At 38.4% G+C, this 26322-nt stretch carries 25 protein-coding genes; 12 read left to right on the plus strand and 13 right to left on the minus strand.

The genetic code is table 11. The annotated features are described in order from the left end of the window. The first annotated feature begins 38 nt into the window (after positions 1–38). Positions 39–341 (plus strand): nucleoside triphosphate pyrophosphohydrolase, encoded by a 303-nt coding sequence (locus V4596_08325; protein MES2769136.1) that lies wholly within the window; start codon positions 39–41, stop codon positions 339–341. A gap of 89 nt (positions 342–430) precedes the next feature. Here V4596_08325 and V4596_08330 read toward each other — a convergent pair whose 3' ends face one another. Then, positions 431–787 carry a glycine cleavage system protein H gene (locus tag V4596_08330; protein MES2769137.1) on the minus strand — a complete coding sequence of 119 codons (357 nt, stop codon included), beginning with the start codon at positions 785–787 and terminating at the stop codon, positions 431–433. Between the two features lie 181 nt (positions 788–968). Between V4596_08330 and V4596_08335 the strand changes: the two genes are divergently transcribed. The 6 genes from V4596_08335 to V4596_08360 all read left to right on the plus strand — a co-directional run bounded on the left by V4596_08335 (position 969) and on the right by V4596_08360 (position 7556). Beyond that, positions 969–1595, plus strand: coding sequence for a gamma-glutamylcyclotransferase family protein (locus V4596_08335; protein MES2769138.1), 627 nt, complete (start codon positions 969–971; stop codon positions 1593–1595). A gap of 10 nt (positions 1596–1605) precedes the next feature. After that, positions 1606–2058 (plus strand): tRNA (cytidine(34)-2'-O)-methyltransferase, encoded by a 453-nt coding sequence (locus V4596_08340; protein ID MES2769139.1) that lies wholly within the window; start codon positions 1606–1608, stop codon positions 2056–2058. An 80-nt stretch (positions 2059–2138) separates the two neighbouring features. Further along, positions 2139–4856, plus strand: a complete 2718-nt coding sequence (gene secA, locus V4596_08345; GenBank protein ID MES2769140.1) for a preprotein translocase subunit SecA — start codon at positions 2139–2141, stop codon at positions 4854–4856. Positions 4857–4914: 58 nt separating this feature from the next. Then, positions 4915–5523: a hypothetical protein gene (locus V4596_08350; GenBank protein MES2769141.1), complete on the plus strand. Its 609-nt coding sequence runs from the start codon at positions 4915–4917 to the stop codon at positions 5521–5523. Then, on the plus strand, positions 5520–5993 hold the full coding sequence (locus tag V4596_08355) for a hypothetical protein (GenBank protein MES2769142.1): 474 nt from the start codon (positions 5520–5522) through the stop codon (positions 5991–5993). Before V4596_08350 ends, V4596_08355 begins: the two co-directional genes overlap by 4 nt. 42 nt (positions 5994–6035) lie before the next feature. Beyond that, a complete protein-coding gene (locus tag V4596_08360) occupies positions 6036–7556 on the plus strand; it encodes a leucyl aminopeptidase family protein (GenBank protein ID MES2769143.1) in 1521 nt (506 codons plus the stop codon). Between the two features lie 8 nt (positions 7557–7564). Here V4596_08360 and V4596_08365 read toward each other — a convergent pair whose 3' ends face one another. Together V4596_08365 and V4596_08370 are read right to left on the minus strand one after the other, a co-directional pair. After that, positions 7565–7999: a hypothetical protein gene (locus V4596_08365; protein ID MES2769144.1), complete on the minus strand. Its 435-nt coding sequence runs from the start codon at positions 7997–7999 to the stop codon at positions 7565–7567. Positions 8000–8076: 77 nt separating this feature from the next. After that, a complete protein-coding gene (locus V4596_08370) occupies positions 8077–9510 on the minus strand; it encodes a DUF349 domain-containing protein (GenBank protein ID MES2769145.1) in 1434 nt (477 codons plus the stop codon). 472 nt (positions 9511–9982) lie between these two features. On the opposite strand from V4596_08370, the gene V4596_08375 reads away from it, so the two are divergent. Then, positions 9983–10771 carry a TIGR02147 family protein gene (locus V4596_08375; GenBank protein ID MES2769146.1) on the plus strand — a complete coding sequence of 263 codons (789 nt, stop codon included), beginning with the start codon at positions 9983–9985 and terminating at the stop codon, positions 10769–10771. A 14-nt stretch (positions 10772–10785) separates the two neighbouring features. After that, on the plus strand, positions 10786–11694 hold the full coding sequence (locus V4596_08380; protein ID MES2769147.1) for a hypothetical protein: 909 nt from the start codon (positions 10786–10788) through the stop codon (positions 11692–11694). A 152-nt stretch (positions 11695–11846) separates the two neighbouring features. Here V4596_08380 and hemG read toward each other — a convergent pair whose 3' ends face one another. The 7 genes from hemG to V4596_08415 are packed head-to-tail and all read right to left on the minus strand — an operon-like array spanning position 11847 to position 19924. Then, positions 11847–13181: a protoporphyrinogen oxidase gene (gene hemG, locus V4596_08385; GenBank protein MES2769148.1), complete on the minus strand. Its 1335-nt coding sequence runs from the start codon at positions 13179–13181 to the stop codon at positions 11847–11849. A gap of 10 nt (positions 13182–13191) precedes the next feature. Further along, complete coding sequence (gene hemE, locus V4596_08390; GenBank protein MES2769149.1) at positions 13192–14229, minus strand: uroporphyrinogen decarboxylase; 1038 nt, start codon at positions 14227–14229, stop codon at positions 13192–13194. Further along, positions 14222–14920: a response regulator transcription factor gene (locus tag V4596_08395; protein ID MES2769150.1), complete on the minus strand. Its 699-nt coding sequence runs from the start codon at positions 14918–14920 to the stop codon at positions 14222–14224. The genes hemE and V4596_08395 overlap by 8 nt, the downstream gene beginning before the upstream one ends. A 10-nt stretch (positions 14921–14930) precedes the next feature. After that, positions 14931–15851 (minus strand): HAMP domain-containing sensor histidine kinase, encoded by a 921-nt coding sequence (locus tag V4596_08400; protein MES2769151.1) that lies wholly within the window; start codon positions 15849–15851, stop codon positions 14931–14933. A gap of 1 nt (position 15852) precedes the next feature. Continuing rightward, positions 15853–17130 carry a glutamate-1-semialdehyde 2,1-aminomutase gene (gene hemL / locus V4596_08405; GenBank protein ID MES2769152.1) on the minus strand — a complete coding sequence of 426 codons (1278 nt, stop codon included), beginning with the start codon at positions 17128–17130 and terminating at the stop codon, positions 15853–15855. 36 nt (positions 17131–17166) lie between these two features. Continuing rightward, the gene (gene hemC / locus V4596_08410) at positions 17167–18765 is read right to left on the minus strand and encodes a hydroxymethylbilane synthase (protein ID MES2769153.1); all 1599 of its coding nucleotides are present in this window, start codon (positions 18763–18765) and stop codon (positions 17167–17169) included. Further along, the gene (locus V4596_08415) at positions 18728–19924 is read right to left on the minus strand and encodes a hypothetical protein (protein ID MES2769154.1); all 1197 of its coding nucleotides are present in this window, start codon (positions 19922–19924) and stop codon (positions 18728–18730) included. Before V4596_08415 ends, hemC begins: the two co-directional genes overlap by 38 nt. Positions 19925–20133: 209 nt before the next feature. Between V4596_08415 and ppk1 the strand changes: the two genes are divergently transcribed. Both ppk1 and V4596_08425 read left to right on the plus strand, forming a co-directional pair. After that, on the plus strand, positions 20134–22248 hold the full coding sequence (gene ppk1 / locus V4596_08420; protein MES2769155.1) for a polyphosphate kinase 1: 2115 nt from the start codon (positions 20134–20136) through the stop codon (positions 22246–22248). Then, complete coding sequence (locus tag V4596_08425; protein MES2769156.1) at positions 22245–22718, plus strand: histidine phosphatase family protein; 474 nt, start codon at positions 22245–22247, stop codon at positions 22716–22718. The genes ppk1 and V4596_08425 overlap by 4 nt, the downstream gene beginning before the upstream one ends. On the opposite strand, the gene V4596_08430 is transcribed toward V4596_08425, so the two are convergent. After that, on the minus strand, positions 22708–23625 hold the full coding sequence (locus V4596_08430) for a hypothetical protein (GenBank protein ID MES2769157.1): 918 nt from the start codon (positions 23623–23625) through the stop codon (positions 22708–22710). The genes V4596_08425 and V4596_08430 overlap by 11 nt on opposite strands. Then, on the minus strand, positions 23625–24095 hold the full coding sequence (bcp, locus tag V4596_08435) for a thioredoxin-dependent thiol peroxidase (GenBank protein MES2769158.1): 471 nt from the start codon (positions 24093–24095) through the stop codon (positions 23625–23627). The genes V4596_08430 and bcp overlap by 1 nt, the downstream gene beginning before the upstream one ends. Before the next feature lie 166 nt (positions 24096–24261). Here bcp and V4596_08440 point away from each other — a divergent pair, with 166 nt between their 5' ends. Then, a complete protein-coding gene (locus V4596_08440; protein ID MES2769159.1) occupies positions 24262–24969 on the plus strand; it encodes a hypothetical protein in 708 nt (235 codons plus the stop codon). On the opposite strand, the gene V4596_08445 is transcribed toward V4596_08440, so the two are convergent. Beyond that, entirely contained in the window at positions 24941–26266 is a 1326-nt protein-coding gene (locus V4596_08445; GenBank protein MES2769160.1) for an AarF/ABC1/UbiB kinase family protein, read from the minus strand. The genes V4596_08440 and V4596_08445 overlap by 29 nt on opposite strands. Positions 26267–26322: the final 56 nt, after the last annotated feature.

A 26322-nucleotide genomic window follows, 5' to 3' on the forward strand; every position in this document is an offset into this window, starting at 1 on the left:
ATAAATTCGTGCGAAAAAATTATTTGAGGAGTAGTAGAGTGCAAAAATTAGTTCGAGATCTAATTCCAGATTTGATCAAAAAAACAGATGGAGAAGCCAGCAAACATAAAATTAGAATTGCTTCTAATGCGGAGATGCCCGATTTATTAAAAATGAAGCTGGAAGAAGAACTCAAAGAATATTTAGAATCGAATTCCGTAGAAGAATTAGCAGATTTAGTTGAGGTCGTGAGGGCCATTTTAGATCATAATGGTATACATTGGGATGATTTTGAAAAAACAAGGCTCGAAAAAGCAAAGGCTCGAGGAATTTTTAAAAAGAAATTTGTTTTGTATTTGTAAAGAAATGCCAGCCGAGTTGGGTTGGATCCAACTCTAGAGGCTTGAACCCCCGTAGAGGATTCAATAAATTTATTATAATTAGGACAGAGTTACTCGTCTGTCTCTTTATCAAAGAGCGCATCCAAGCTGGCCTCATCCGTAGCTTCGATTTTATATAACCAACTGTCATAGGGATCATCAAACAACAGAGAATTGTCTTCCATCACTTCGGCATTCACTTCGATCACGCTACCGTTGACAGGTGAATAAAGTTTGTAGGTTCCATCTGGAGTTTCGATTTCGCCGCACACATCGTCTGCCTCGACCTCTTCGCCTTCGGAGGGAAGATTCATTTCTTGAATTTTATCGATTTCACCTAAAGCTTCCTCAGTCATACCAACGAGTACGGCATTATCCTCTATCATAATCCAATGATGTCCCATGTATGTGATGTGTTCGTTTTTCATGCAGTACTCCTAAAAAGTTCATTAGCTAACTTTAATTATTAGATGAAAAAAATTATATGGCATTAACTGTAAAAAATGTGAAGTCATTTTTTGGTTGAGATCTAAATAGGCACCCTGAGTTGCGCTTTAAATCTATGTTTGTTATACCTGCCGCTTCGTTTGAGTCTAGAGGGGGACAATAATGATAGTCGATACACAAGATGTTAAATCATCTGAAATGAATATCTTCGTCTACGGATCGTTAGCTCGGGGCAACATACATTACTCTAAGTTCTTCAATGAAGAGAACATCACTCCAAATGTATTTGTTAAGGGCTCTGCGTATCGTTTAGAGGTGGGATATTCCGTGATTTCTACGCAAGGATCACAGCGGGTTCCGGGAGATCTAATCAAATGCAATAGAAGTGATGTGCTTTTGAGTTTGCTAGATCAATTTCATGGATTTTCGTTCAAAATACCGGAAAAGAGCCTTTTCCTAAGAATGGAGACGGATGTTTATCTGGATAATGGATTTACGGAAAAAGCTTACGTTTATAGCATAAATCCGCTAAAACTTCCGAAAACAGCGAAACTTATAGAAAGTGGCAACTGGATGGAGGACTTTGCGCAGAATCCTCCTCTCACCGAGAAACTCAAAGATCGTGAGAAAGAATACATTAGAAAGCTTGGAAATTCTTCTGGTAGAGACATCGTTCCCATTCAATTGGATCTCTACAGAGGATTGATGAACATGGGAATGATTGTAGATAAAGGAAGAAGGCTTGCCCTCTCAAAACTCGGACAAGAAGTCTTTAGGTACCTCGAATAATCTCTTTAATGTGGTTCTCATAGAACCCGAGATACCCAATAATACCGGCAACATCGGCCGCACCTGCATTGGTGCGGCAAGTTCGCTTCATTTAGTCGGAAAGCTTGGCTTTGAGATTGATGATAAGAAATTAAAGCGCGCAGGACTAGATTATTGGGTCCATCTAAACTGGCAGCATCATAAAACTTTCGAAGATTGGCTCGCGATTGTTCCAGATAAATCACGCATGCACCTCTTTACAACTAAGACCACCAACTCCATATTTGATGCAGAGATTAAAAAAGGAGATTGGTTGGTTTTTGGAAAAGAAACTAAAGGCCTTAGTCCAGAAATCCTACAAATGTTCCCTGATCAACTTGTGACTTTGCCAATGCATGGTCCCATCAGAAGTTTGAATCTCTCGAATGCTGTATCCATTGGTCTTTACGAAGGAATTCGGCAAATAACTCATAGACAGTCTTAGTTTGTGAGAGTAAATTTTTTGATAGGGTAAACAGTAGCAGTGCAAAAACATATACAGTAAAACTATACAGTGGAAATTTGATGATACAAAAAGTTCTCGCCAAAATTTTTGGCACTCAGCACGAACGTGAAATGAAAAGGTTGCAGCCACTAGTTGATACAATCAACTCGTTTGAACCGGCGATAAAAAAACTCACCGACGATCAGTTAAAAGCAAAAACTCCAGAGTTTAAAAATAGATTAAAAAATGGCGAAACGCTCGATGATATTTTGCCAGAAGCTTTTGCAGTTTGCAGAGAAGCATCGATTCGTGTCCTTGGAATGAGACATTACGACGTTCAGATGATTGGTGGTCTTGTTCTTCATCAGGGCAAGATTGCCGAGATGAGAACAGGTGAGGGCAAGACTCTTGTTGGAACACTTCCTGTTTATCTGAATGCTCTTTCTGGAGAGGGTGTTCACGTTGTAACGGTGAACGATTACTTGGCCAAGCGTGACTCGGCATGGATGGGTCAGCTTTACAATTGGTTGGGCCTTTCAGTGGGTATCATCGTGCATGAATTGAGCGATAGACAAAGACGCGATTCTTATAATTCTGATATTACTTACGGAACAAATAACGAATTTGGTTTTGACTATCTTAGAGACAACATGAAGTTTGATCTTAAGGATTACGTACAAAGACCATTCAATTACGCTATTGTCGACGAATGCGATTCCATTTTGGTGGATGAAGCAAGAACTCCATTGATCATTTCTGGTCCGGCAGAAGATTCAACAGACAAATATGCGACCATCAATAAAATCATTCCTTCTTTAAAAAAAGATGTTCATTTTACGATTGATTTAAAGTCAAAAACTTCCATCTTAACTGAGGAAGGCAACAATAAAGTTGAAGAGCTTTTAGGCTTAGACAATCTGTATGATCCACAAAACATCGAACTTCTTCATCATGTAACCCAAGGCTTGAGAGCGCATCACCTATATAAAGTGGATGTGGACTATATGATCAAAGATGGTCAAGTGATCATCGTGGATGAATTCACAGGAAGATTGATGGAGGGGCGCCGTTGGAGTGATGGACTTCACCAAGCAATCGAAGCCAAAGAAGGCGTAAAAGTTAAAAACGAAAACCAAACTCTTGCGACAGTAACTTTCCAGAACTATTTCAGAATGTACAAAAAACTTTCTGGTATGACGGGAACTGCCGAAACCGAAGCTGTGGAATTCAAAAAGATTTATAATCTTGATGTGGTTGTGATTCCTACAAACAAGGGCATTCGAAGAGAAGACCATGACGATATTATTTTTAAAACAGAACTTGCAAAATTCAAAGCCATTGCGCTTGATATTCAGAAGAGGCATGAATCCGGGCAACCTGTATTAGTCGGTACTGTGAGTATTGATAAATCAGAAAAACTCAGTCAATTTTTAAAAAACTTAGGCGTAAAGCATAACGTGCTCAATGCTAAACATCACGAAAGAGAAGCGGAAATCGTGGCTCAGGCGGGACGTAAAGGTGCCGTGACCATTGCCACGAATATGGCGGGCCGGGGAACAGATATCGTGCTCGGTGGTAACATAGAATTCTTAGCAAAAGCGCATCATGCAACTGATGAATCTGCTGATTACGAAACGCTGCTGAAAAAATATAAAGAAACAACGTCGAAAGAAAAAGAAGAAGTGATTGCAGCCGGTGGTCTATACATCATCGGTACTGAAAGACACGAATCCCGTCGTATTGATAATCAGCTAAGAGGTCGTTCGGGTCGTCAAGGTGATCCGGGTGCTTCTCAATTCTATCTTTCTTTGGATGACCAATTGATGGTTGTGTTCAATGGAGAGAGAATTAAAAAAATCATGACCACGCTCAATGTACCGGAAGATGAACCCATCACGGCACCCATGGTGACTCGTGCCATTGAGGGTGCTCAGAAAAAAGTAGAAGGTCATAACTTTGATATCCGTAAACACCTATTGGATTACGACGATGTTATGAATCAACAAAGAAGTTCTATCTACGGAATGAGAAAAAGAGTTTTGGAAGGTGGAGAGCCCTTAGAGCAAATCACCAAAGATATGATGGGGGATGTGACGTCAGATATCCTGGACGTTTTTGTTGATGAAAAAACGAAGCCCCAAGACTGGAATCTAGAAGGTTTGAATTTAGCTCTTACGCAGCAGTTTGGAGTCAGTCCGGAATTCAAAGAGTCGGTAACAATCGAAGATATTTTAGAGAGAACAAAGAACTTAGTGCTTTCTCAATACGAAAAGCAAAAAAACGAATTAGGTCCATTCTTCGAACAAGCGCAAAAGATGATCGCGCTTCAAGCCATTGATCAAAAGTGGAAAGAACATTTGCAAAGGATCGATCATTTAAGAGAAGGCATTAACTTAAGAGCTTATGCTCAAAAAGATCCTCTCATTGAATACAAAAAAGAAGCATTCATGACTTTTGAAGAAACAAATCGTTCTATCAAGAGTGATGCTTTGGAAAAATTATTTAAAATTCAAGTTCGTCATGATTATGTTCAGCAAGCTGAGCAATCGGACGATGTTGGCGAAATTAGCGAAGAAGTGCTTCAGGGATTGGCGCCTCGCAAGCCACAAAGAATGTCGATGTCACATGATAGTGCTCAAGGATTTATTGGACAGGCTCAGCCTACGGCTCCAAGGCCAAATGTACCTAAAAATATTCAACCTATGACAAACCAAGGGCCAAAGGTGGGAAGAAATGATCCCTGCCCTTGTGGTAGCGGGAAGAAGTACAAAAAGTGTCACGGTGCTAGCGAGACTTAAAGATTAGGTCTCAAATGTAAAACTGATTTTTTTACTGGTCTTTTTTGAAGGAAGAAAAATGAATCAATGTCCAGTTTGTTCCAGCGAGATCCAAGATGCTTTTGGTCTGGTGGAATGTCCAAGCTGCCATAAAATACTATTTGCAGACTTTGATGGGACATTAAAGATTCATGATGATTCTTCTGCGGGCTTTGATGCTGCAGAACAAGATATTCCGGTGCATGAGTTGAATGAAGAAGTGAGTGATCAAGATTTCAATACCAATTGGAATTTGGTAGACAATATGAAGCCTGAACAAGGACAAGAGCCTGAACCAGAACCAGAACTGGAAGAAGAGGCGCGTCCGATTCAAGTTTTGTCATCAATCGAAGAGATCAATCGATTTGCGAGTTCTGCCGATTCGTCTCTCAAGCAAGGTGCTTTAATCTATAATCTCACGATTAAGAATATAGACACACAAGAATTAAAAGATGAAATTTTAGAAGTATTGAAAGAAAGTAAGTTGGGAATTGATATTAAAAAATTGAAATTCGCATTACCTATTTTAGAGCTTAAAGATTTAAATCCTATTAAAGTGTCGGTGATTGTTTCTAGAATCAAACACCTTTCGGTGGATGTTGAATGGATACAAAAATCTATAATCACAAACGAGGAGAGTGAAGTATGATGAAATTACTCTTGGTCTTCTCATTTTTGGGCTCTCCGGTATTCGCTACGGGAACTTTTGCTAAGCACGATGGAAATTTGTTGCAGCTGCAGGGCAAGGTGAACGCAGACGAAAAATCAATAGTAGATCTGATCAAAGAAAAAAATGAATCTCAAGATCCTGCCAAACAGCATGAGATTGTTGCTGAGATTAAAAAACTTATGAAAAGTCGTCGTGAGAATATAGAAAAGTATAATAAAGAATATTATCACGTAGAATATGAGCACCCAGGACAAATGGATTCTCCTGGTTCAGGCAAGAAAGAAGAAGAAAAAGATGCGCACGGAAAGAAAAAAGAAAGCGAAGTTCCAGAAAAAAAGAAGAACCGATACAAGAGATATGATGAAAAAACTATAAAAGAATTTGAAGATGAAATAAATAAAGTTTTGTCTGATGTTTATGGAAATATAAAGAAAAAATACAACCAGTAAGAATATAAAAAATAAGAAATTGTAATCATTTAGAGGAGCACCATGGATTTCGAAATCGTAAAAAAAGGTCAAGAGTTTAAAGATAAAATTGAATTGATTGTTGATATTTCCTATGACGAGACAATCGCAGAAACACTAAAGAGCATCGAGGCTAAAGACTATTCCAAAGAATTAAAAAAGCGCATCAACGACAAGGTAAAAGAGTTTAAGCAATTCAAAAAATATGAATACTACAAGAGTTTTCATTTTCAGACAGAAGCGGGAACCCATCTGATTGTTTTGGTTTTAAGAAAAAGTATTAAGTCTTTTGAGATTCAAGTGGCGCTAAGAAAATCTCTCTTAGAGACCCTGAAAGAACTTAAGGGCAATGTGATCTTAAATATTGATGAAATTTCTAAAGCTCATCAAGAGGCAGTTGCGGATTTCTACGCCACTCTCACTAAAATTGGAGAATGGAAGTCGCCTGTTTACGGTAAAAAAGCAAAAGAACAATCTTCTGAGAAAAAGAAAGAAACAAAAAAGAAAACTTTTATTCAATCTCAAATAAAAGACAGCGATCTTCAATCTATTACCTCAAAAGGTTCAATTCTTGGTGAGGCTAATAATCTGGTGAGAACTTTGGCTTCTATGCCGTCGAATGTTTTAAATCCTTTGAAGTATCAAGATATTCTTCAGGAACGCGCACAAAAAGGAAAATACATTTATAGATTTATCGATGTTAATAAACTTCAGAATATGAATGCCGGATCTTTCTTGGCGGTACTGAGCGCAGATCCCAAATCAGAAGGCGGAATTGCGCATCTGACATACAAACCTAAGAATAAATCTCATGGAAAAATCTGTTTAGTGGGTAAAGGTTTGTGTTTTGATACTGGCGGTTACAATGTGAAGACTGGCACTTACATGTACACGATGCATAGAGATATGACAGGATCTGCAGTAGCCTTGGCTTTATTTGAAGCTTTGATTCAATTGCAATTGCCTTACGAAATTCATGGACTGTTGGCTATTGCGGAAAACCACATTTCACCAACGGGATACAAGCCCAATGATGTCGTGGAAGCCATGAACGGGGTTAGTATCGAGGTTGTAGATACCGATGCTGAGGGCAGAATGGTTCTCTGTGATACTCTTTGCTATGCTTCAGAATTAAAACCTGACGTTATCATTGATTATGCAACTCTAACGGGAGCAGCAGTGAGATCTATTGGTACAGCGAGGTCAGCAGTTTTTTCTAATAACAAAAAATTAATAAAAACAGCAACAGAAGCTGGAGATACGACCGGCGAGAGAGTTTGGTCATTTCCAATTGGTGACGACTATCGTGAGATGATAAAATCTGAGATTGCAGACATTAAGCAATGTCAAAACGTACCGGGACCAGATCATATTTTAGCGGCAACATTCTTGTCTGAGTTCGTAGAAGAGAGTATCCCTTGGCTGCATGTGGATTTATCTTCTGAAGAAAATACGGGTGGCCTAGGAATTGTTGATTCTGATGTTTCAGGATTTGGCGTAAGATTGGGTCTTGAAGTTGTAGAGAAGTTCTTAGCTTCGAAATAAGCTAAGAACTATTCCACTGGCGTAAAAGTACTGTCATCTTTCTTTTTAGATGTTTCATTTAAAATAGAATCATCGATGACAGGCTTTTGATTTTCACGATCTCTAGCTTTTACGGTTTCTTTTAAACTTTGTTCTACCATTTTTTCTTTTTTCTCGATGTCTTTGATATCAACTTCTTTGGCATTTCTAATTTCGATGACCTTTTCGCTATCAAGAATAACGTCTTTGTAAACCAATTTATCTTCTGATTTTGAGTAAAAACGGTACGTCCATATATTTTTTCCATCTTGGAATTTAGATCTCAGCGGTGAACCCACCTTATCTAGAACTTGAGCCTTGTCTGTGCCGACATTGATTTGTTGAAAATCTTGGTAAGGATTATGGGAGCAGGAAAATATAGAAAAACAAACTAATAAAAACGTAAAGAAAAGTACATGTTTCATAAATGATTCCCCGTATATTTAATTACTTCAATACAAACGTTATTTAAGTAGCATAAAGAAGTCAATAGGCTTGTCCATCACTGAAATAGGCGTGCACACATTGTTATATGATTATGTCCTCGAAGTGCTCTATCATTTTTTATAGAAGCTTTTAATTCTTCCACGCGATTTTTTGCTTCTAGAGCTGCTTGTTTTTCTTTAGCAATTCTTGCATAGTGGGCAGCTCGAATTCTAAAAAATCTCTGCCATTTTTCCTTTCCAATTTCGATTAAATCATGCTGAGCGATTTTTTCTACACGGTGAGTGAGATATTTATAAGATAATAAAAGTCCGGTATATACTACAAGAGCTGTGCCTTGGAGAGTGCTGATTTCAATAATTCCGTTATCAAAAAATATTGGATTAGCTGCCGCGGGCCCTACCAATATTGGACCAACCGCTCCGACCATTGAGGCAGTACTAATTCCTGCCCCCAATAAAATACTATAAATAATCATACGGCGATTTGCGACATCACTTAGTCGATTCGTTCTTTCTGTAGCACCTGCTGTTTCAACAAATCCTGACGTGAGAGTGTTGGTTAAGAGCTGACGCTGAGTCATGCCGTAGGATGGGCCGGCGAGATGAGACCCCATTAAATAATAAATTTCTCCAATACCCAATCCCATCAGTGTTAGCCTTGAGAGGGTTTGTCTTGTTGAAGATTTAAATGTGAATTCATCAAAGATATTGAATCTAAATAAATTTGCAATGGTACGATGATAGTATAATGATGTTCCACCGATGAGTGCGCGCATTGCTGCCATTGTCAGCGCAAGACCTGGATCCACATTTCCCAATGTGACCATAGCTACTGTTGCAAATGCTGTTGCACCTAATGAAACACGAACTAACCCTAGATCATCCGCGTTTGGCTTTACAAATTGATTTCTTAATATTTTTTTAGAATTTGAAATCGTTTCTTTTATATTTATCAATTTTCCGTACTTATCTTTTGTATCCCACCAGAGTTCTTTAAAACCACCTGCGGCTTTAGCTTCAGCTTTTTCAAGAATATATTTTTGAGCTTCATCGGGAATATCGATAATTAAAGCTTCACGTCCTTCTAAAGCCATTTTTTGTTTTAAAATTTTAGCAGCATTGCGAGTCGAAGATAGGGTGAGAATAAAAATAACTTTTTCTCCAGACTCTCTTTGAAGATGATAAATTTTTTCTTTGAATCCATCGCCCCAATTCGAACCGAATCTGCCAACTTCTCCCTGAACATCAATTCTATTTCCATTTTTATCCTTGAATCTGAAGAAGAATGAAGTGACTTGTTTGAAAATAGATTTCTTTTTTTCCGGGCCAACATAAAGCATGTTGGGAAGCGTGTAATCCTTTGGCATTTTTGGAATAATAGTTTCTTCTAGAACAGCTGTAGGTTGAGCTACACGTACACTCGTATCGTCAGCGCGCACGCTTTGAGATAGGAGAGTAAGAATTTGAAATGTAATGATCAGCTTTTTCATCTATTAGCGCCTACGTCCCGAAGACCCGTGATTCAGATCTATATCCTTAGCCCACCTTGCTTTAGAGCAAAACTAGTACCTATTTTGACTGCGCAAAATTTATGAAAAATGAGGCTTAAATGAAATACGGTAGAGCCCAGGTAAAATAGCTCTAAGTATTTGAAACTGCTATGAAAGTCTTGCAAAACGAGAGACGTAAATTGTCATTTTTAGGCCAGCTTTGGTGCGAAAGTGGGATCGTCACCGGTGGGGCAATGCGAATATATCGAAAGGCACTGGATTCTAAACTGAGACCCATTTTTGCCATAGAAGTCCGCCTAAACGATATGGCCTGGGAAGTAAAAGATTGTCTTAAGAACATAATGAAACTGCACGGGCACCAAGTTCGAAAAGTTTTACCTGGTGCAAATTTTTGCACCACTTATGGTGCAATTCTGTTGAAGTTCGCGGCCGATTAAGCAATAACGCCCTCATGCAATTCAATAAGGAAACACACATTGATTTTCGACGCTTCCTGCAGGAAGAATTATTTCGTCGATGCGATAAAAACAAGAGCTACTCGCTTAGAGCGTTTGCACTTGCACTCGGAATGAACCATGCAACGTTGTCTTCGATTCTTTCAGGTAAACGGCCATTGACTACAAAAGCTATTGTTAAACTTGCGGCCGCTTTGAACTTATCTTCTAAGGAAACTCAGCGATTCATTAAAGCTCAGGATTTTCCATTAAAAGCCTCTACTGAGCGGCGGCAGAGAGAGCATCAAATTCTAAGTCTCGATGTATTTCATGTTGTTGCCGATTGGTATCACGATGCAATTTTAGAGCTAACTCGCACTAAAAACTTTCAGCCAGACTCTAAATGGATCGCCAAAACACTAGGGCTTTCTCGAATCGAGGTTCAAGCAGCAGTTGATCGTCTCGTGCGCTTAGAGCTTCTTGAAATCGAAAACGATAAATGGACCGATCTTTCTCGTAATAACACGACAAACTTTAATAATGATTTATCGTCTGCGGCACTTAGAAAACTTCAGCAGAAAGTTCTTGAGCTCTCTTTAATTTCCCTTCAAGAGCTTCCGCGCACTGAGCGCGATCATACGTCTCTCATGGTGGCAATGCAACGCTCTGATCTTCCGGAAGTTAAAGAGAGAATTAAAAAATTTCGCTTCGAATTAGTTGAATTTATAGAGCGCAAATCAGTAAAGCCAGACTCGGTTTTCCAATTTGCATTCTCCGCATTCCCATTAACTAAAAAAGAAACCTAAACAAGGAGTATAAGATGAAAACCTTCACCCTAATAGCAGCACTTTTATTAAGTCTAGCCGCGCACGCATCTAAAGATCGTGGTGGCGGAGATATGTGCGAAGACCGAATTAAAACTGTTCGAGCCGATATAGGTGCATGGATCGATAGGGGGGGGCCTCAGTCACTACGGCTTCCTGCAGGAATTACAGTGGTAAGTTATTCTTCAGAGATGAAACGTGCAATTGAGAAGTCTCAAATCGAGTGCGTTTCAAAAGGTGACAGAAATTATCCTGTTGAAGTATTGGGGCGCTCGAAAGTTTGTCGCTTTGATTCTAATGAGATGTTGATCACTTGTGACTTCGCGAAAATTTCAGTAACGAGTGAAGAAGAGTTCTATCGACTTGTTCATCACGAGCCTGCAGGCCTTGCTAAAATCGAAAACCCGGACGGTGCCGATAGCAATTATGAAATCTCAAATCAGTTATCTCGTTTCTTAGTCGATACTGTTGTGAAAAGACTTGCTGTTACTCCCGCCGTTTCAAGTGAGGACGATGATACGTTACGCAGCTCCACGAGGCATGCATTTGCCGCTTCTGGACTCTACTATTGTTTCAATCACTATGGAGACTCAATAAATGAGGGTTATCGTGCTTTCGATAAAATTTTGGCCAATAAATCTACAACCATTCAATTAGTTAAAGATAAAAAGCGACCTCGCATTAATGCACACCGTAGTTTTCAAGAGTACAGTGGACAAAATGGGAAAATGCAAATCGAGTTTCTTCTAAGCAAGGATTTAAAATCGATTTTGTCTATGAAATTTGTGAGCGGTGAGGTACGAAGTCAGGCCATAAACACGGGAACGATTGAAGTCCCGAAATATGAAACTCAGAGCTATCTTTATATTTTACAGAAAGGCTCTTGCCGAAAAGCTGGATTCTAAGAAGGCAAGTTTTGACTAGAGCACTACCGCTGGCTCCAAGATAGACTGATTCTAAGTCACTTCAATTATGACTGAAGTGAGTCACCAAACAAACTGACTTAAAAACGGGAGTAAAATCCCGTTTTTTATTGATAGCCTGTCGTACTCTCATCTTAAATTTTAGCAACCAACTCGAAGGATTTTCGAATGCAGTCGTTGATGGAAACTCCGCCCAGCATCTGAGAGTTCAAGTGGACGCCTGGAACTTGAGACATTTTCTGTGAAAGCTCATTCATAAAATCGACTTGATCCACATTGTATTGGGAAATTCCAGGAGCATGATTCCAGATCCAGAATTGATCTACGGCAGGAAGCTTTCCTAATATTTTTTCTAGATCTTTTAGAGCAATATCAAAGGAAGCTTGGGTCGACATTTTCATCACTTCGGGTTTAAAAACTCCACCCATCATAACGGTAATTAGATCTTTATCCTCAGGGCAACGACCCTCGAAAATATCTTTAGGATGTAAGAAACCGAGAATATTTAAATTCTCATTAGGAGAAATAAGGGTACCAAAGCCTTTAAAATTTATTTTTTCTTTAAAAGCAAAAGTCACAGTTCTCACTGGAGCAATAGGATACTTCTTAAATTGAGCAAGGAGTGAGGGATCAAGAAACTCAATGGCCACGCCAGGAATTTCATTGGCGGGCAAAGTGATGATCACCTCATCGAATCTTCTGAAGGTTTGATTTCCTTCTTCCGATTGGATATCAATCAAAAATTTATTATTTTCTCTGTAAACACGGCTCACTTCATGGGAAAGATGAACGTCTGAGCCGAGTTCAGATGTGAGTTTATCAATAAGGGTCTGCATACCTCTCTTGAAACTCATGAGATTGGCTTTTCCATTTTTTTTGATGGAGGCCTTAAATCCTTTGATCAAACTTTTGTGCTCTTTTTCGAGCAGAACTAGCTTGTTCAATGTTTTCTCAACAGAAAGTAATTTTGCATCGCCAGCATAAATTCCGATTAAGCCTGATCTCACTATATTTTCTGCTACTTCATCACCGAAATGATTTTGGATAAATTCATAGACGGATTTTTTGGAAACATCATCAAAAGGCTTCGGTGGAAAAGACATCTCTTTAAAAATTTTCATTCTTGCGCCAAAAGAAAGTAAATTGGATTTTATAATGTCTTGGGGTCTCGTAGGAACTTCTTTCAGCACACCGTTAAACATAAGGTAGCGGATCTTAGAGTCTTCTCTGGAAGGAATAAGATCATTGTGAAGACCTAGTTGATTCACTAAATCCAGAGTTGTAGGCTCATTGTTTAAAAATCCATTAGCGCCAATTTCTACGACATATTTATCTTTGTACTGGGTGCCGATGTATCCACCAGCTCGATGTGACTTTTCGAAAATAGAAACCTTGTAGCCTTTTTTCTTAAGTAAAAAAGCTGTTGTCAAACCTGAGATGCCGGCACCTAGAATTGCGATATTTTTCATTTAACCTAGGTTATCTGTAGTTGTGAACATAATCAATAGTTTGAGCGACAGTGGCCGTATTAGTGAACGGAGTGACGCCATGGCCGACGTTGAAGACAAAGCGATCTAAAATTTCTGCTCTTTTAGCGTCACTTAATATGTTTTCAACATAGGGTTTAGCCTTTTCCCAATCCAAAGTCATAACGATGGGATCAATATTGCCCTGTAAAGTAATATTCTGCGGAACTCGCTTTGCAATTTGAGAAAGCGGAGTTCTCCAGTCTACACTGATTGCATTGGCTCCAGTCTGTGACATAAGCTCTACTAAGTGTGCTGTTGGTTGAGAATAAAGTATTACGGGAGTGTTTGGGTAAGTTTTTTTCACTTCACTCACAATGTATTTCATGTGAGGTAAGATAAAGCTCTCATATTCTTTTTGAGAAAGAACACCAACCCAAGAATCAAAAATTTGCACTGCTTGAACGCCGGATTCAATTTGAAACTTAAGGTAATTAGCAATCTGAGTAGCAATATGAGCCATCGCAGAGTTAAAACCCTTTGGATCTTCGAACAAGAATCTTTTTGTAATGATAAATTCTTTTGATGTTCCGCCTTCGGCTAAATAAGAAATTAAAGTGAATGGTGCGCCAACAAATCCAATTAATGGGCGATCTTTCAGCTCTTTTTTGATCAGGTGAATCCCATCTCTAATGAACATCATGTCTTTTCTTGGGTCGAGGTTGCCAAGGTTTTTTACAGTTTCAATTCCTGCATTTGCTAACTTCGGCCCATGATCTGTAAATTCAAAAGTAGATCCCATGTATTCCAAGCAAGTGAGAATGTCGGAGAACATAATTGAAGCATCCAAAGGATATTTTCTCATCGGCTGCAAAGTGATTTCTTTCATCAACTCTGGTGTGTGACTCATGGTACGGAAGTTGGATTGTTTTTTTACAGCCATATATTCAGGAAGATATCGTCCGGCCTGTCTCATAAACCAAACTGGAATTTGAGATTTATTTTTTCCGTTTAACGCGTTCAAAAAACTATCGCTTGAATAATTAGACATTTGTTTCCTCTTTCATCATTAGGGAATAACCAATTCCTCGGTGAGAAGTAATAATAACTGGATTCGTTGGATCGACTTCGATCCATTTTCTAAATTTCACAATCATATTGTCAATGGTTCTAGTTGAGGGGTAATTGTTGTAACCCCAAACCAAATCCAAAATCTTTTCTCTAGCTACCACTTGGTTGGTGTAAGTGAGAAGTAATTTTAAAATACGAGTTTCTTTGTCTGTTAATCTTTCTAACTGACCTTGTGCGCTGACTTGTTGAGCGTCAAAATCAAAAGTAGCGTTTCCGATGGTGATTTTTTTGATTTCTTTTTGTTTAGGCTGAGATCTTCTTAAAACCGCCTGGATTCTCAAAAGCAATTCTTTAAAGTGAAATGGTTTTGTCAAATAATCATCGGCCTTGAGCTCTAATCCTTGAATTTTATCTTGAACGGTCCCTTTGGCCGATAAAATTAAAACCGGCGTCGTATGAGACTGCCTAACCGTCGAGAGAATTTCGAATCCATCAAGCTTTGGAAGCGTGAGATCTAGAATGATAAGGTCATGGACGCCTTTCATTGCGGCTTTCAATCCAGTTTCTCCATCTTGAACCCAGTCCACCGTAAAATTTTCCATCTGGAGATTGTCGATCAGACTTGCACCCAAGAGATCATTGTCTTCAATTAAAAGAATGTGTCCAATCATAAACTTTGCCTCAACCATTTTCCCATGTAATTTGGGTTTTTACGCCTTGATTGATTCCATTACTTTCAAATTGAATATGTATATTGGCCTTGTTGGCAATCTCTTGCGCAAGGGTAAGACCCATTCCAGTTCCTGGGAAAGCTTCTTTGATGACTCGATCACTTCGCCAAAAAGGTTTCATCGAAGCTTGGATTTCGTTCTCAGTCATTCCAATTCCTTTGTCAGAAATGGAGAGGATAATTTTATTGTCTTTCTTAGATCCTTCGATTTGGATCGTCTTATCCTCTGCTTTTTGAGAATACTTTATAGCATTGTCTAAAATGTTTTTAATTACAAGTTGGGAAGAAAGCTGTGATGAGAAAACCTGCAAGTCATCAGAAATTTTAATTTTAAGATTTTGTTCAGAAATTTTATTGTGCTGTAGATAAGACTGAAGCTGTTCTTCGATCAAACTCTTAAGTTTGATCTGAGATTTCTCTTGCTTGAGAGTGTCTACAGACGTCAGCGTCAGAATATTTTCCACCTGTTCAAACAGCGTGTTTAAAGCTTCGTTGGCGCGAGCGATATAAGTTTCCTGTTTTGATTTTTCGATATTTGGTCTTTCCAATGTATCAAGACACAGTCTAATGTTCGCAATTGGTGTTTTTAGCTCGTGCGAAATCGCGCCAAGAAATGTGGTATGTGCGCGCTTCAATTGGATTTGTTCTTTATAAGTTTTGTAAGTGTACCAAAGGCTCAATCCCCAGAAAAAAATAAAGAAGGCACTTTCAAAAATAATCATTCTTTGAAAATGATAGGTTTTTTCTTGGAAATCAGGATTGAGAGATGCGATCAAACTCTGTTGATCGATCAGAAGATAGGCCCACCACACCACTTGCGCCATGGCAAGAAAAGCGAGAAGTGAGAATGTGATCTTCGTACGTCTATACAAATTAAACTCCTCTGAGTGCGTCCACTAATGCATCAACGTCTTCTTTTTTATGAGAAAGTGATAGGAATCCTACTTCATAAACTGAAGGTGATAGATAAATTCCTTTGCTTAGTAATATATGGTAAATTTCTTTGAAGGCTTGCACGGTTTCTTTGGTGATGTCCTTGTAGCTCGTTGGTTCTTTGTCAAGGCCTGGGGCCAGCCAGAAAATACTTCCGATACGTTTGTAATGAAGAGGTATTTTAGAATCTCTTTTAAAGGCTGAGATTTTTTCATCCAAATATTTTCCTAAGTCATCTTCAATGTAAGAGTAAACATCATTATCAAAAGCAGTTTGCATTGTTTTGAGTCCTGCAATCATGCAAAGGGGATTTCCACTCAGCGTTCCCGCTTGGTAAACGCTTCCGAGAGGAGCGACGTGATTCATGATCGCATCTTTTGCGCAGATTGCTCCGACAGGAAGACCGCCGCCAATGATTTTTCCGTAAGTACCGATATCTGGTTCTATGCCAAAATATCCAACAGCACCTTGGGGATGAATTCTAAAGCCAGTGATCACTTCGTCAAAAATTAAAAGCGCTCCATTTTGTTTTGTGAGGTCACGACAAGCTTGCATCCATTCTTTTGTTGGAACAAACAATCCGCTATTTGCCATCACAGGCTCAACAATAATTGCTGCGATTTGGTCTTTGTAAGAGTTAAAAACTTCTTTGATGGCGTTAATGTCATTGCTGGGAATTGTAATCGTGTCTTTGATGCAACCTTCAGGAACTCCGGCAGAGCTTGCCACTCCTTGAGTCATAAGTCCCGATCCAGCATTTACGAGTAAACTGTCAGCATGTCCGTGATAAGCGCCATCAATTTTTACGATCTTGTCTCTGCCAGTTGCGCCTCTTGCTAGGCGAATTGCAGTCATTACAGCTTCTGTTCCAGAGTTTACAAATCTGATTTTATCAAAGAAAGGAAGTTTTGAAAGAATATATGTCGAAAGTTCAACATCCAGAGCCGTTGGAGTTCCAAAGTGTGTTCCATTTTGAACTTGGTCTTGAAGGCCGCGCACAACATTTGGATTTGCGTGGCCGAGTAGTAATGCTCCCCAGCTCATACAGAAATCCACATACGTATTCCCATCTACATCTGTAAGCTTTGGTCCGTTTCCTTTTTTGAAGAAGATCGGTGTTCCACCAACAGATTTGAAAGCTCTTACCGGAGAGTGCACGCCAGCAGGCGCAAGTTTTTGAGAGTCATTGTAAAGGGCCTGAGATTTTTCTAAGCTCATTTTCATTTCCTGTTTTGTAGTTTTCCTAAAATATTTCTATCGTAATGTATTTATCATTTCATCCCATGAACCTGATTTTTTGTTCACGGTGTGTTCAATATTATTTTCTAATAAAATCTTACTCGTCGATGGGCCAAAGGCGTAAATCTTAATATGTTGAAACTGAGTTGGGTTGCCTTTATGTAGCTCTACAAAGTCCTTCGCACAGAGTGGATTTGTGAGGACCAACTTATCATTATCTTTTAAAGCTGGTAAACGAGAGAGAGGGTTTTGGCAGACAAAACTTCCATAGAGTTTTAAAAACTTGTAATTTCTACCTTGTTTCTCGGCTACCTTCATAAGAAGTGAGTCTGTAGAGCCCATGAGGAGTGGATTTTGGGCGTCTAAGATCTCTAGAAGAGCCTCTCCGTGAGAGTCTTCTGGAACTATAATGTTTGTCATTTCATAAGCCAAAAGCTCAGATTTCGTGGCATCACCTACAGCGTAAAGCTTTAATTTTTTTACAGCATCTAGATGCTCAGGATATTGGGATATAAATTCGTTCATAAAAATACGGACAGAGAACTGACTCGTGAAAACCAAAGCATCAAAGCTAGCAAAACCATCATGAATATTCTTAAAGTCTTCATGACTGAAAGTGGGAAGAACTTCTCTCATAACCCAAGGTATGGGATAAAAATTATTTTTTGCTAATTTTTTTGCTGTTCTCAGTTGATGTTGAAGTGGTTGAGTTGAAATGACTCGTTGGCCAGAGTCTCTTGATTCGGAAATTTTTGCGAAAAGATCTCTCAATAATCCCTCTAGGCTATGTGCTTTTAATTTCAGTTCAGTATTTTTACCATCTTCACTAAAAAAGAAATCCATGTAGTAGCTTTTGTCTTTTGTAATTTTGCAACCGACAGCCAGCTGGCAACCACCGCCAAGCATAGCAAGAACACTTTTTTCTGCCATTGCGATATCAGTGAGGTCTTTGTTTTTAATTTGATCTAAAACTCTTTTGTGTTTCTCATGGCCTTGCACACCAAGAATTCCTTGGCAGGGCGCTGTAACAAAACCCAGCTCAATGATCATAAGTCCCTTTTCTAAAATGGATTGTTGTAAGTTGAGTCTGTTCACTCCAGCCTTTGCTAATACTGTTGCTTCGAATTCTCCGCTAAGTACTTTTTCAATTCTAGTGGGAACATTTCCACGTATGGATTCTATTCTTGCTGTAGGAAATGCTTTTTTTAGCTGTGCTGTTCTTCTTGGAGATGAGGTGCCGATAAGAATTCCATTTTTAAGCTTTAAAGGGTTTTCTGAAAGAACAAATTCTTTTTTAACGATGATGATGTCCGCAGTCTCTTCGCGCTCACTGTAGGCAACCCAAGGAAGGCTTTTGTGAATCTGACTTGGTAGATCCTTGGATGAGTGGACGGCGAGGTTGATGTTTTCCGCGAGTAAATTTTTTTCGATTTCCTTTGTAAAAAATCCATCGCCAGTCATGTGTTGAAACGGACGCAAATCTTTATCGCCCACAGTAATGATATGCTGAATCTCTGGAGCATAGCCTTTAGATTCTAGGGTGTTTTTAACTAGATTAGTCTGTGTAAGCGCAAGATCACTTTTGCGTGTTCCGACTCTGAGTTTGGACTGCATTGACAACTTCTTTATATGTTTTTAAATGTACGTGGTTAATTTTTTTAATTAATTTTTCTGACCACTGAGCAAGTCCATTTTTTTGTTCAAAGGTAAGTGGGCCAAAGAAATTCTCTAATCCATTCGCAAGAGACTCTTCGTGAATCTGAATGCTTTTTTGAATATTGTTTGTAATCAAAGATTGAATCGATTGGATCGATAGATCAGAAAGAATATTCAAAACAGATTGAGAAATATGAGTTTTTAATTGTCTTTTTAGTTGAGCAGCTTCTTTTTTATCTTTAGATAAAATCTTTTGGATTTGATCAAGACCTAAATATTCCGCATTATTCGAAGCTGATAATTTTGAATCTGCATTTGGTGGGATACAGAGATCCACGATCATTTCTGGTTTAGAAGAAGTGAGCATTTCTTTAGTCAGGATTTTTTGCTCAGAAGAAGTTGCAAAGCTAATGACATCGTATTTTTCAAGATTGCCTGTCAAGAACTCATTCCAAGAAAGAGTATTTGATTTAAGATCATTAGAAGAAATCTTTGACGCTGTTCTATTTGTGATGGTGATGTTCTTGAAATTCTTTTTTTCTAAATATTTATGTAAAAGTTTATGTGTTTCACCGTATCCAACCAAAAGTACAGAGGCCTTATTTTCAGTTCTGTTTTCTTTCGATTTTTGGTGAATGATTTTTCCAGCTACTGATGAAACGGAAGTTTGAAGTCTAGAGAGCTGAGTCTCGGTTCTGATTTTTTTTGCTTCTCTTAAGACTAAATTTAAAACCTTAGATAATCCTGGACCGATTAATTTTTGTTTTTGTTGTTCTGTGAAAGCATTTTTGATTTGTCCTAAAATTTGGTTTTCGCCAAAAACTACTGAATCCATAGAGCAAGCGACTTCCAAAAGATGAGATGTGATGTCATCGAGTCTTGTGAAGGCTTTAGGCTTTAATTGTGTAAAGCGAGGACGTTTTTTAGAAAGATTTTCTTCTGACAGAATTAAAAACTCAACACGGTTGCAGGTTGCTAAATAAAAACATTCTTGCGCATTTAAATCTCTTAAGAGCTGCTTTATAAAAGCTGGCGCTGCCTCTGGTGATTTCGAGATCTCTTTTAGACCGTCGACCCCAACGTTGCGAATATGAAAAGACCAAAGTAGCAAGTTCAAATGGTTGTTTCCTAATGTTGTTGATAGGTCCAAGTTATCAAATAGCTTTCATTTATTGTCATTATTTTGTAACAATCCGGTCTAGGTCCTTAAGCTTTTTATAACGCATCGAATAATTTATATAAACCTAGCATTATAAAATAGTTAGAGATGACTTTGAGTGCCAGAACCTTGATGCAAAAAGACCTCAGGTCCTTTAATATCAGCAGATGTCGCATCCTCAATCTGTAAATCCATATCTGAATAGAGAAATGGGGCTCTTGAAGTTTAACGAAAGAGTGCTCTATCAAGCCTTAAATAAAAGAACTCCGCTTTTAGAAAAAGTGAATTTCATTAATATCTTTCACTCCAATATGGATGAGTTTTTTATGAAAAGACTCGCCGGTTTAAAAAAACTACACGAGGCCAGGCTGCAATCTTACTCTCTAGACGGTTTAACCCCCAAAGAACAGATAGATCAAATCCGCGTAAAAATTTTAGAACTCAACAAGCAGGTAAATGCCTTTGTAGATAAAGATTTAAAAAATGATCTTGAGGCCAATGGGGTACATCTCTTGCGTTGGAGAAATTTAAATGCAAAAGAAAAAGCTTGGGTGACAGATCTTTTTAAAAATAAAATTTTTCCGGTACTAACTCCAATGGCCGTTGATCAAGCGCATCCGTTTCCGCATATTTCTAATCTTTCGACCTCGATTGCAGTTTCTTTAAAGCATCCGCAAGAAGAAGAACTTTTATTTACAAGAATTAAGATTCCTCCAATTTTTCCAATGTGGGTCAGGCTCGAGCCTCGTCAAAACGAAAGAGATTTTAGATTTATCAGTATGATTGATATTATTATTCAGCATTTGGAAGAGCTTTTTCCTAATATGGAAATCAAAAACATGATGACCTTTCGAGTAACGAGAAGTATCGACATCAAAGACTATAGGGACGAGGACGCCGAAGATCTTTTGGAGCTAATCGTAGAGGAAGTTCGTCAAAGAAAATACACAGAGATTGTAAGGCTTGAACATGGAAACAACCCGGATCCTTGGCTCTTAAAGTTTCTCCTCGAAGAATTGGAATTGAAAGAGGAAGATGTTTATCCTTATCCAGGGCGTCTTGAATTTAAAGATTTAAAAAACATATATAAACAAAATATTCAAGAACTCAAATATCCTCTTTGGAGTCCAGTAGCTCCGACCCAGCTTGCAGACAATGGCCAAAATATTTTTAATGCCATTAAGCAAAACGATATTTTACTCCATCATCCTTATGAATCATTCACAAATAGTGTAGAGAGACTTGTTGTAACCGCAGCGAACGATCCGAATGTGATGGCTATTAAAATGACACTGTATCGAACCGCAGAAGATAGCGCTCTGGTAGAAGCTTTGATCAAAGCCGCGGAAACTGGCAAGCAAGTGGTGTGCCTTATCGAGCTCCAAGCCAGAATGGACGAAGAAAGAAATATCTATCTTGCACAGACTCTCGAAGAAGCCGGAGTGCATGTTGTTTATGGAATCGCTGGTCTTAAGACTCATGCGAAGATTGTTCTGATTGTAAGAAAAGAACAAGAGGACTTTAAGGTTTATGCACACATTGGAACCGGAAACTACAATCCCGTGACGGCAAGGCTTTACACTGATGTAGGTTTACTCACTTGCAATACTGATATTACGAAAGACTTAACAGATCTTTTTCATTATTTGACAGGCCGTTCACTTAAAACTCAGTACAATAAAATCTTGGTTGCGCCGGTAACGCTCAAAGACTCTTTCTTACAAATGATTGCAGCGGAAGTTGAGAATCAAAAATCTGGTAAACCGGCTGAAATTATAGCAAAAATGAATAGCTTAGAAGATAAAGATATTATTAAAGCCCTTTATGATGCTTCTCAAGAAGGTGTGAAAATTCAATTGATAGTTCGAGGTTTTTCTTGCTTAAGGCCGCAACAGAAAGATTTGAGTAAGAATATTTATGTGACTTCTATTTTGGGAAGATTCTTGGAGCATTCTCGCATTTTCTATTTTAGAAATGGTGAAGAAGATCAGGTTCAAGGAAAATACTTTATTGGTTCTGCGGATTGGATGTCGAGAAACCTCAACAATAGAGTGGAAGTTGTAACTCCCATCGATGACCGCAATGCTAAAATCAAACTCCATGAGCTTTTAGAAGTCTATCTTCAAGATCAGGTTTCGGTTTGGGATATGGATTCTTCTGGGAATTATAATCTTCGCAGCGACAAGAATGATTTGCTAGAAGGTTCCCAAGAATTATTAATGAAACAAGCACTGCTGAAGTATCAGTCGTATGTGCAAAATAGAATCGGGACATCGCTATGAAAGTACTTGTTATTAGGCATGCTGTCGCGCAAGACCGAGAAGATTTTAAATCCTTCGATGATGACTTAAGGCCTCTGACGAGCAAGGGAAAAAAAGAATTCGAAAAAGTGAGCAGGTCCTACAAGAAGCTTTATCCGGATGTCCAAGAGTTTTATTCTAGCTCACTCCTTAGGGCGACGGAAACGGCAGATATTCTAAAAAAGAAATTTAAGAAAAACTATAAAATCATTGAAGAGCTAAGACCTGAGAGTAATTCTTTGGCTCTACTGAAAAAATTAAAAAATTCTAAGAAGAATTTTGTAGCTATCATAGGACATGAACCTTCTTTGAGTAGATTCATTGGTCAAGCTATAGTTGGTCAGAAGAAATCCATTGTTGAGCTGAAGAAGGGTGGGGCCTGCCTCCTGGAGCTCAGTAGAATTCCAAAAATCATCACTCTTCATTCTCCAAAAAGTATTCTTAAAACTTAGCCAACTGAATTAGAATACCATCTTTAACACCCACGTTCGGCGCTCTAATTTTTTTAAAGTCCATGGCTTTCATTATTTCTTGAATGATAATCGTGGCAGGTAGGATAACGTCAGCTCTGTCTGGCTTTAGGCCCAATTTTTGAATTCTTTCTTGAACGGAATAACTTGAAATTAATTTTTCCAAAATTTCGATTTCAAATGCAGAAATCTCATTCTTGCTGTTTCCTTTAAACATTTCACCCAGTTTGCCCAATGATTTTACGTTTCCACCGGTACCAATAAAAATCTTCTTGTCATAAGGACAATTGAAGTATTTTTTGTGTTTAAGTATAGGTTCTAAGTGTTTTCTAACTTCTTTTTCTAGATATTTTTTAAGATCTTTAGCTTTGGCTTTCTTGGCTCGATTGAGGAGGCGAATTGTTCCCATATTTAGACTGTAGAATTTCTTCAGCTGTCCATTAATAGAAATAATGAACTCAACGCTGCCGCCACCGATATCAATGAGTAATGCATTTTTCTTTGAGATATTTTCCACGTGAGAAACACTCAAGTGAACAAGCCTTGCTTCTTCTTTTCCATCAATGATATCGAGTTGAATATGAGATGTAGAAAAAATAAGATCGACCAGCTCTTCACTATTCTTTGCATCTCTCAGTGCGCTTGTTGCCACAGCCTTGTAGTATTTCACATCATATTTGATCATGAGTTGTTGGAATTCGATGAAGGCTTTGAGAACAGCTTTTATAGTTTTATCTCCAATTTTTCCTTTAGAAAAACTATCGTCACCCAGGCGAATAGGGACGCGGTAGTTGTGAATCACTTGAATTTGTTTCTTATCAACAAGTTCGCCCAGTTCAAATCGAACTGCATTGGATCCAACATCAATTGCCGCAAGTCTGATTCCCATTAAATTCCTTTAAGATCTTCTAAAATTTGATCAACGTGGCCATTGACCTTTACTTTTGGATAGATTTTTTTGATTTTTTGATCAGATCCAATTATGAAAGTAGTTCTCTCGATTCCCATATACTTTTTCCCGTACATGGATTTTTCTTTCCAGACACCGTAGGCTTCGCAAGCTTTCCCATCCACATCGGCAAGTAGCGGAAAGTTGAGGTCGTGCTTTTTTATAAATTTTTGATGGAGAGCTTCAGAATCTTTACTCACACCGAGTACTGCGGTCTTGCCTTTTTTAAGGCGAGCAAAGTTATCTCTAAAGTCACAAGCTTCTTGAGTACATCCAGGCGTGAGATCCTTTGGATAAAAATATAGAACAACATTTTGACCTTTGAAGTCTGAAAGAGAAACGGTATTTCCGTCTTGATCTTTGAGCTTAAAGGCTGGGGCTTTGTCTCCCTCTTCTAATGATTTTGCCATAGATGCTCCTTTGTTGATACGCCGTTAATAATTCCTCCGAAGGGGTTGTTCAGTCAACCTACTTTCGGTCAAATTACACACAAATTTCTGACACAAATTTAACCAAGCTATAACCCCTAGGAAGAGAGTTTTGCTCGATAATGTATATATGCTGGCAGATTTTCACATGCACACAAATCTAAGCGACGGGTCACTCTCGATGAGACAACTTGTCGACATGTATGGAAGGTTAGGATTTGGCGCCATTGCAATCACGGATCATCTTTGCGAGCAAAAAACCTTTCTGGGAAAAGCCGCAAAATATCTCGATAAGACTCTCAAGGAAGCAAATTTTGATTACTACCTTGAGTTGATTCATGAAGAGGCGGAAAGAGCCAAAAAGTTGTACAATATGATTGTTATTCCAGGAGTTGAAATCACTAAAAATTCATTACTCAACCATAGATCTGCTCACATTCTAATTTTGGGCATTAGTAAATTTATTCCCGCGGATTTAGAAATTGATCAAGTTTTAAGTGAAGCTAGAAATCAAGGAGCCGTTTCGGTGGCGGCCCATCCTGTGTTCACACAGCAGATCGAAAAACAGACATATCATTTGTGGGATCGTAAGGAAGAGCTAAAATCTAAAATTGACCTCTGGGAAGTAGCAAGTGGTCAGCATCTTTTTCCTTCAGTTGTAAAAGAAAAACTAGCTAAGATTGCAAATAGCGATCTCCATCGAAAAGAGCAGCTGTCTTCTTGGAAAACCAGGCTCTCTTGTGAGAGAAAACAAGAAGCAATATTGGAAGATCTAAAAAAACAAAATATTGATTTTTATTACTTTGACTCTAGGTACTCGAATCTTACTAAAGATATTTTTCTAGCAAATCTCTAGCAGAGATTTTTGCTTTCAGAATAGACAAGAATATGAATACGCCAGTTGTCTTTCTATCTAAAAAGACAACCTCTCTAGGCGGAGTACGAACTTTGAACTCCATGATCACCTCGGCAACCATTTTTGTGAGTCTCTTAGGTAAATCTGTGTTTCCCCAATCATATACATCTTGAGTGAAAGGTTCGACCATTAGATTGCAAAATTGATAAAAAGAGTCTTTGAGTTTTTGTGGGTCATTTTTTTCTGTGAACTTGAGTTTTAAAGAAAACTCCTCTAAGCCTTTGTAGTCTTTATTAAGAGCAGATTTTATTAGACCTCGATAATTCGTTAAAAAATCATCCGAAAACTCTCTAACAGCTCCGAAATCAAAGAGAATGATTTTATCTTGCTGGGCATTCAATTGAATTTTGTAATTTCCAATATGAGGATCTGTCTGCACAAAACCTAGTTGAAATAACTCTTTAAAATACAAATCCAGAGCCGCAAGGGCTATCTGATTCCTACGTTCTTGAGAAAGACCGAGAACCTCGGGTGAGTCTACATTCACTCCTGTTTCAAACGAAGTGGCAATGACCTTGGTGTTGGTATAATCAGGGTAAGTTTTGGGAACTATATATCTGGAATCGCCTTGCAAAGCCTGTCTGAATTGATTGGTCCATTTCATTTCATTAAGGTAATCAAGCTCTTGATAGAGCATGCTTTGAACCTCATCAAACAGCAAATCCAGATGTGATATCTGTGGAAATAAGTCGGCAACTTTTAAAATACTTTTCAGTGCTTTAAGGTCGTTTTTTACAGCTTTATCCACATCGGGGTATTGGATTTTGAGAGCAATCACTTCACCTGTGCTTTTAATTTTTGCCTTGTGAACTTGTCCTAGAGAAGCGCTGGCAGTTGCCACGGGATCAATCTCCAGTTCCTCTAGGGCAGAGACACCAATTCTATCTGACAAAACTTTTTTGAGAATGGCCCACTCAAATGGAGTGGATTGTGCTTGGAGATTTTTGAGAATAACATTCACGTCGGCCGGCAAAAAATATTCTCCATAAACAGAGAGCATTTGGCCTACCTTCATTAAGCCACCTTTGAGGTTTCCAAATTTTTCTGTAATGATGTAGATTTGTTTTTTTAAGAGTTCAATGGCGAGAGTTTCTTTAGAAATATTAGTCATTTTTGATTGGATCTTGTAACTCAGTGCTTTCTGACCAGATGATGCAATCATACTAACAAAATCAAGTGTGCGAGTGAGTCTGCCACTTTTAATTTTCTGTAATGGATTTTTTGTTTCTTTCTTCACATGATCCTCGATGAGGATTGAATTATATAGATAGTTTATATATAGTTCAACAAAAG

This window comes from Bdellovibrionota bacterium (genome assembly GCA_040386775.1).
Taxonomy (GTDB): domain Bacteria; phylum Bdellovibrionota; class Bdellovibrionia; order Bdellovibrionales; family JAEYZS01; genus JAEYZS01.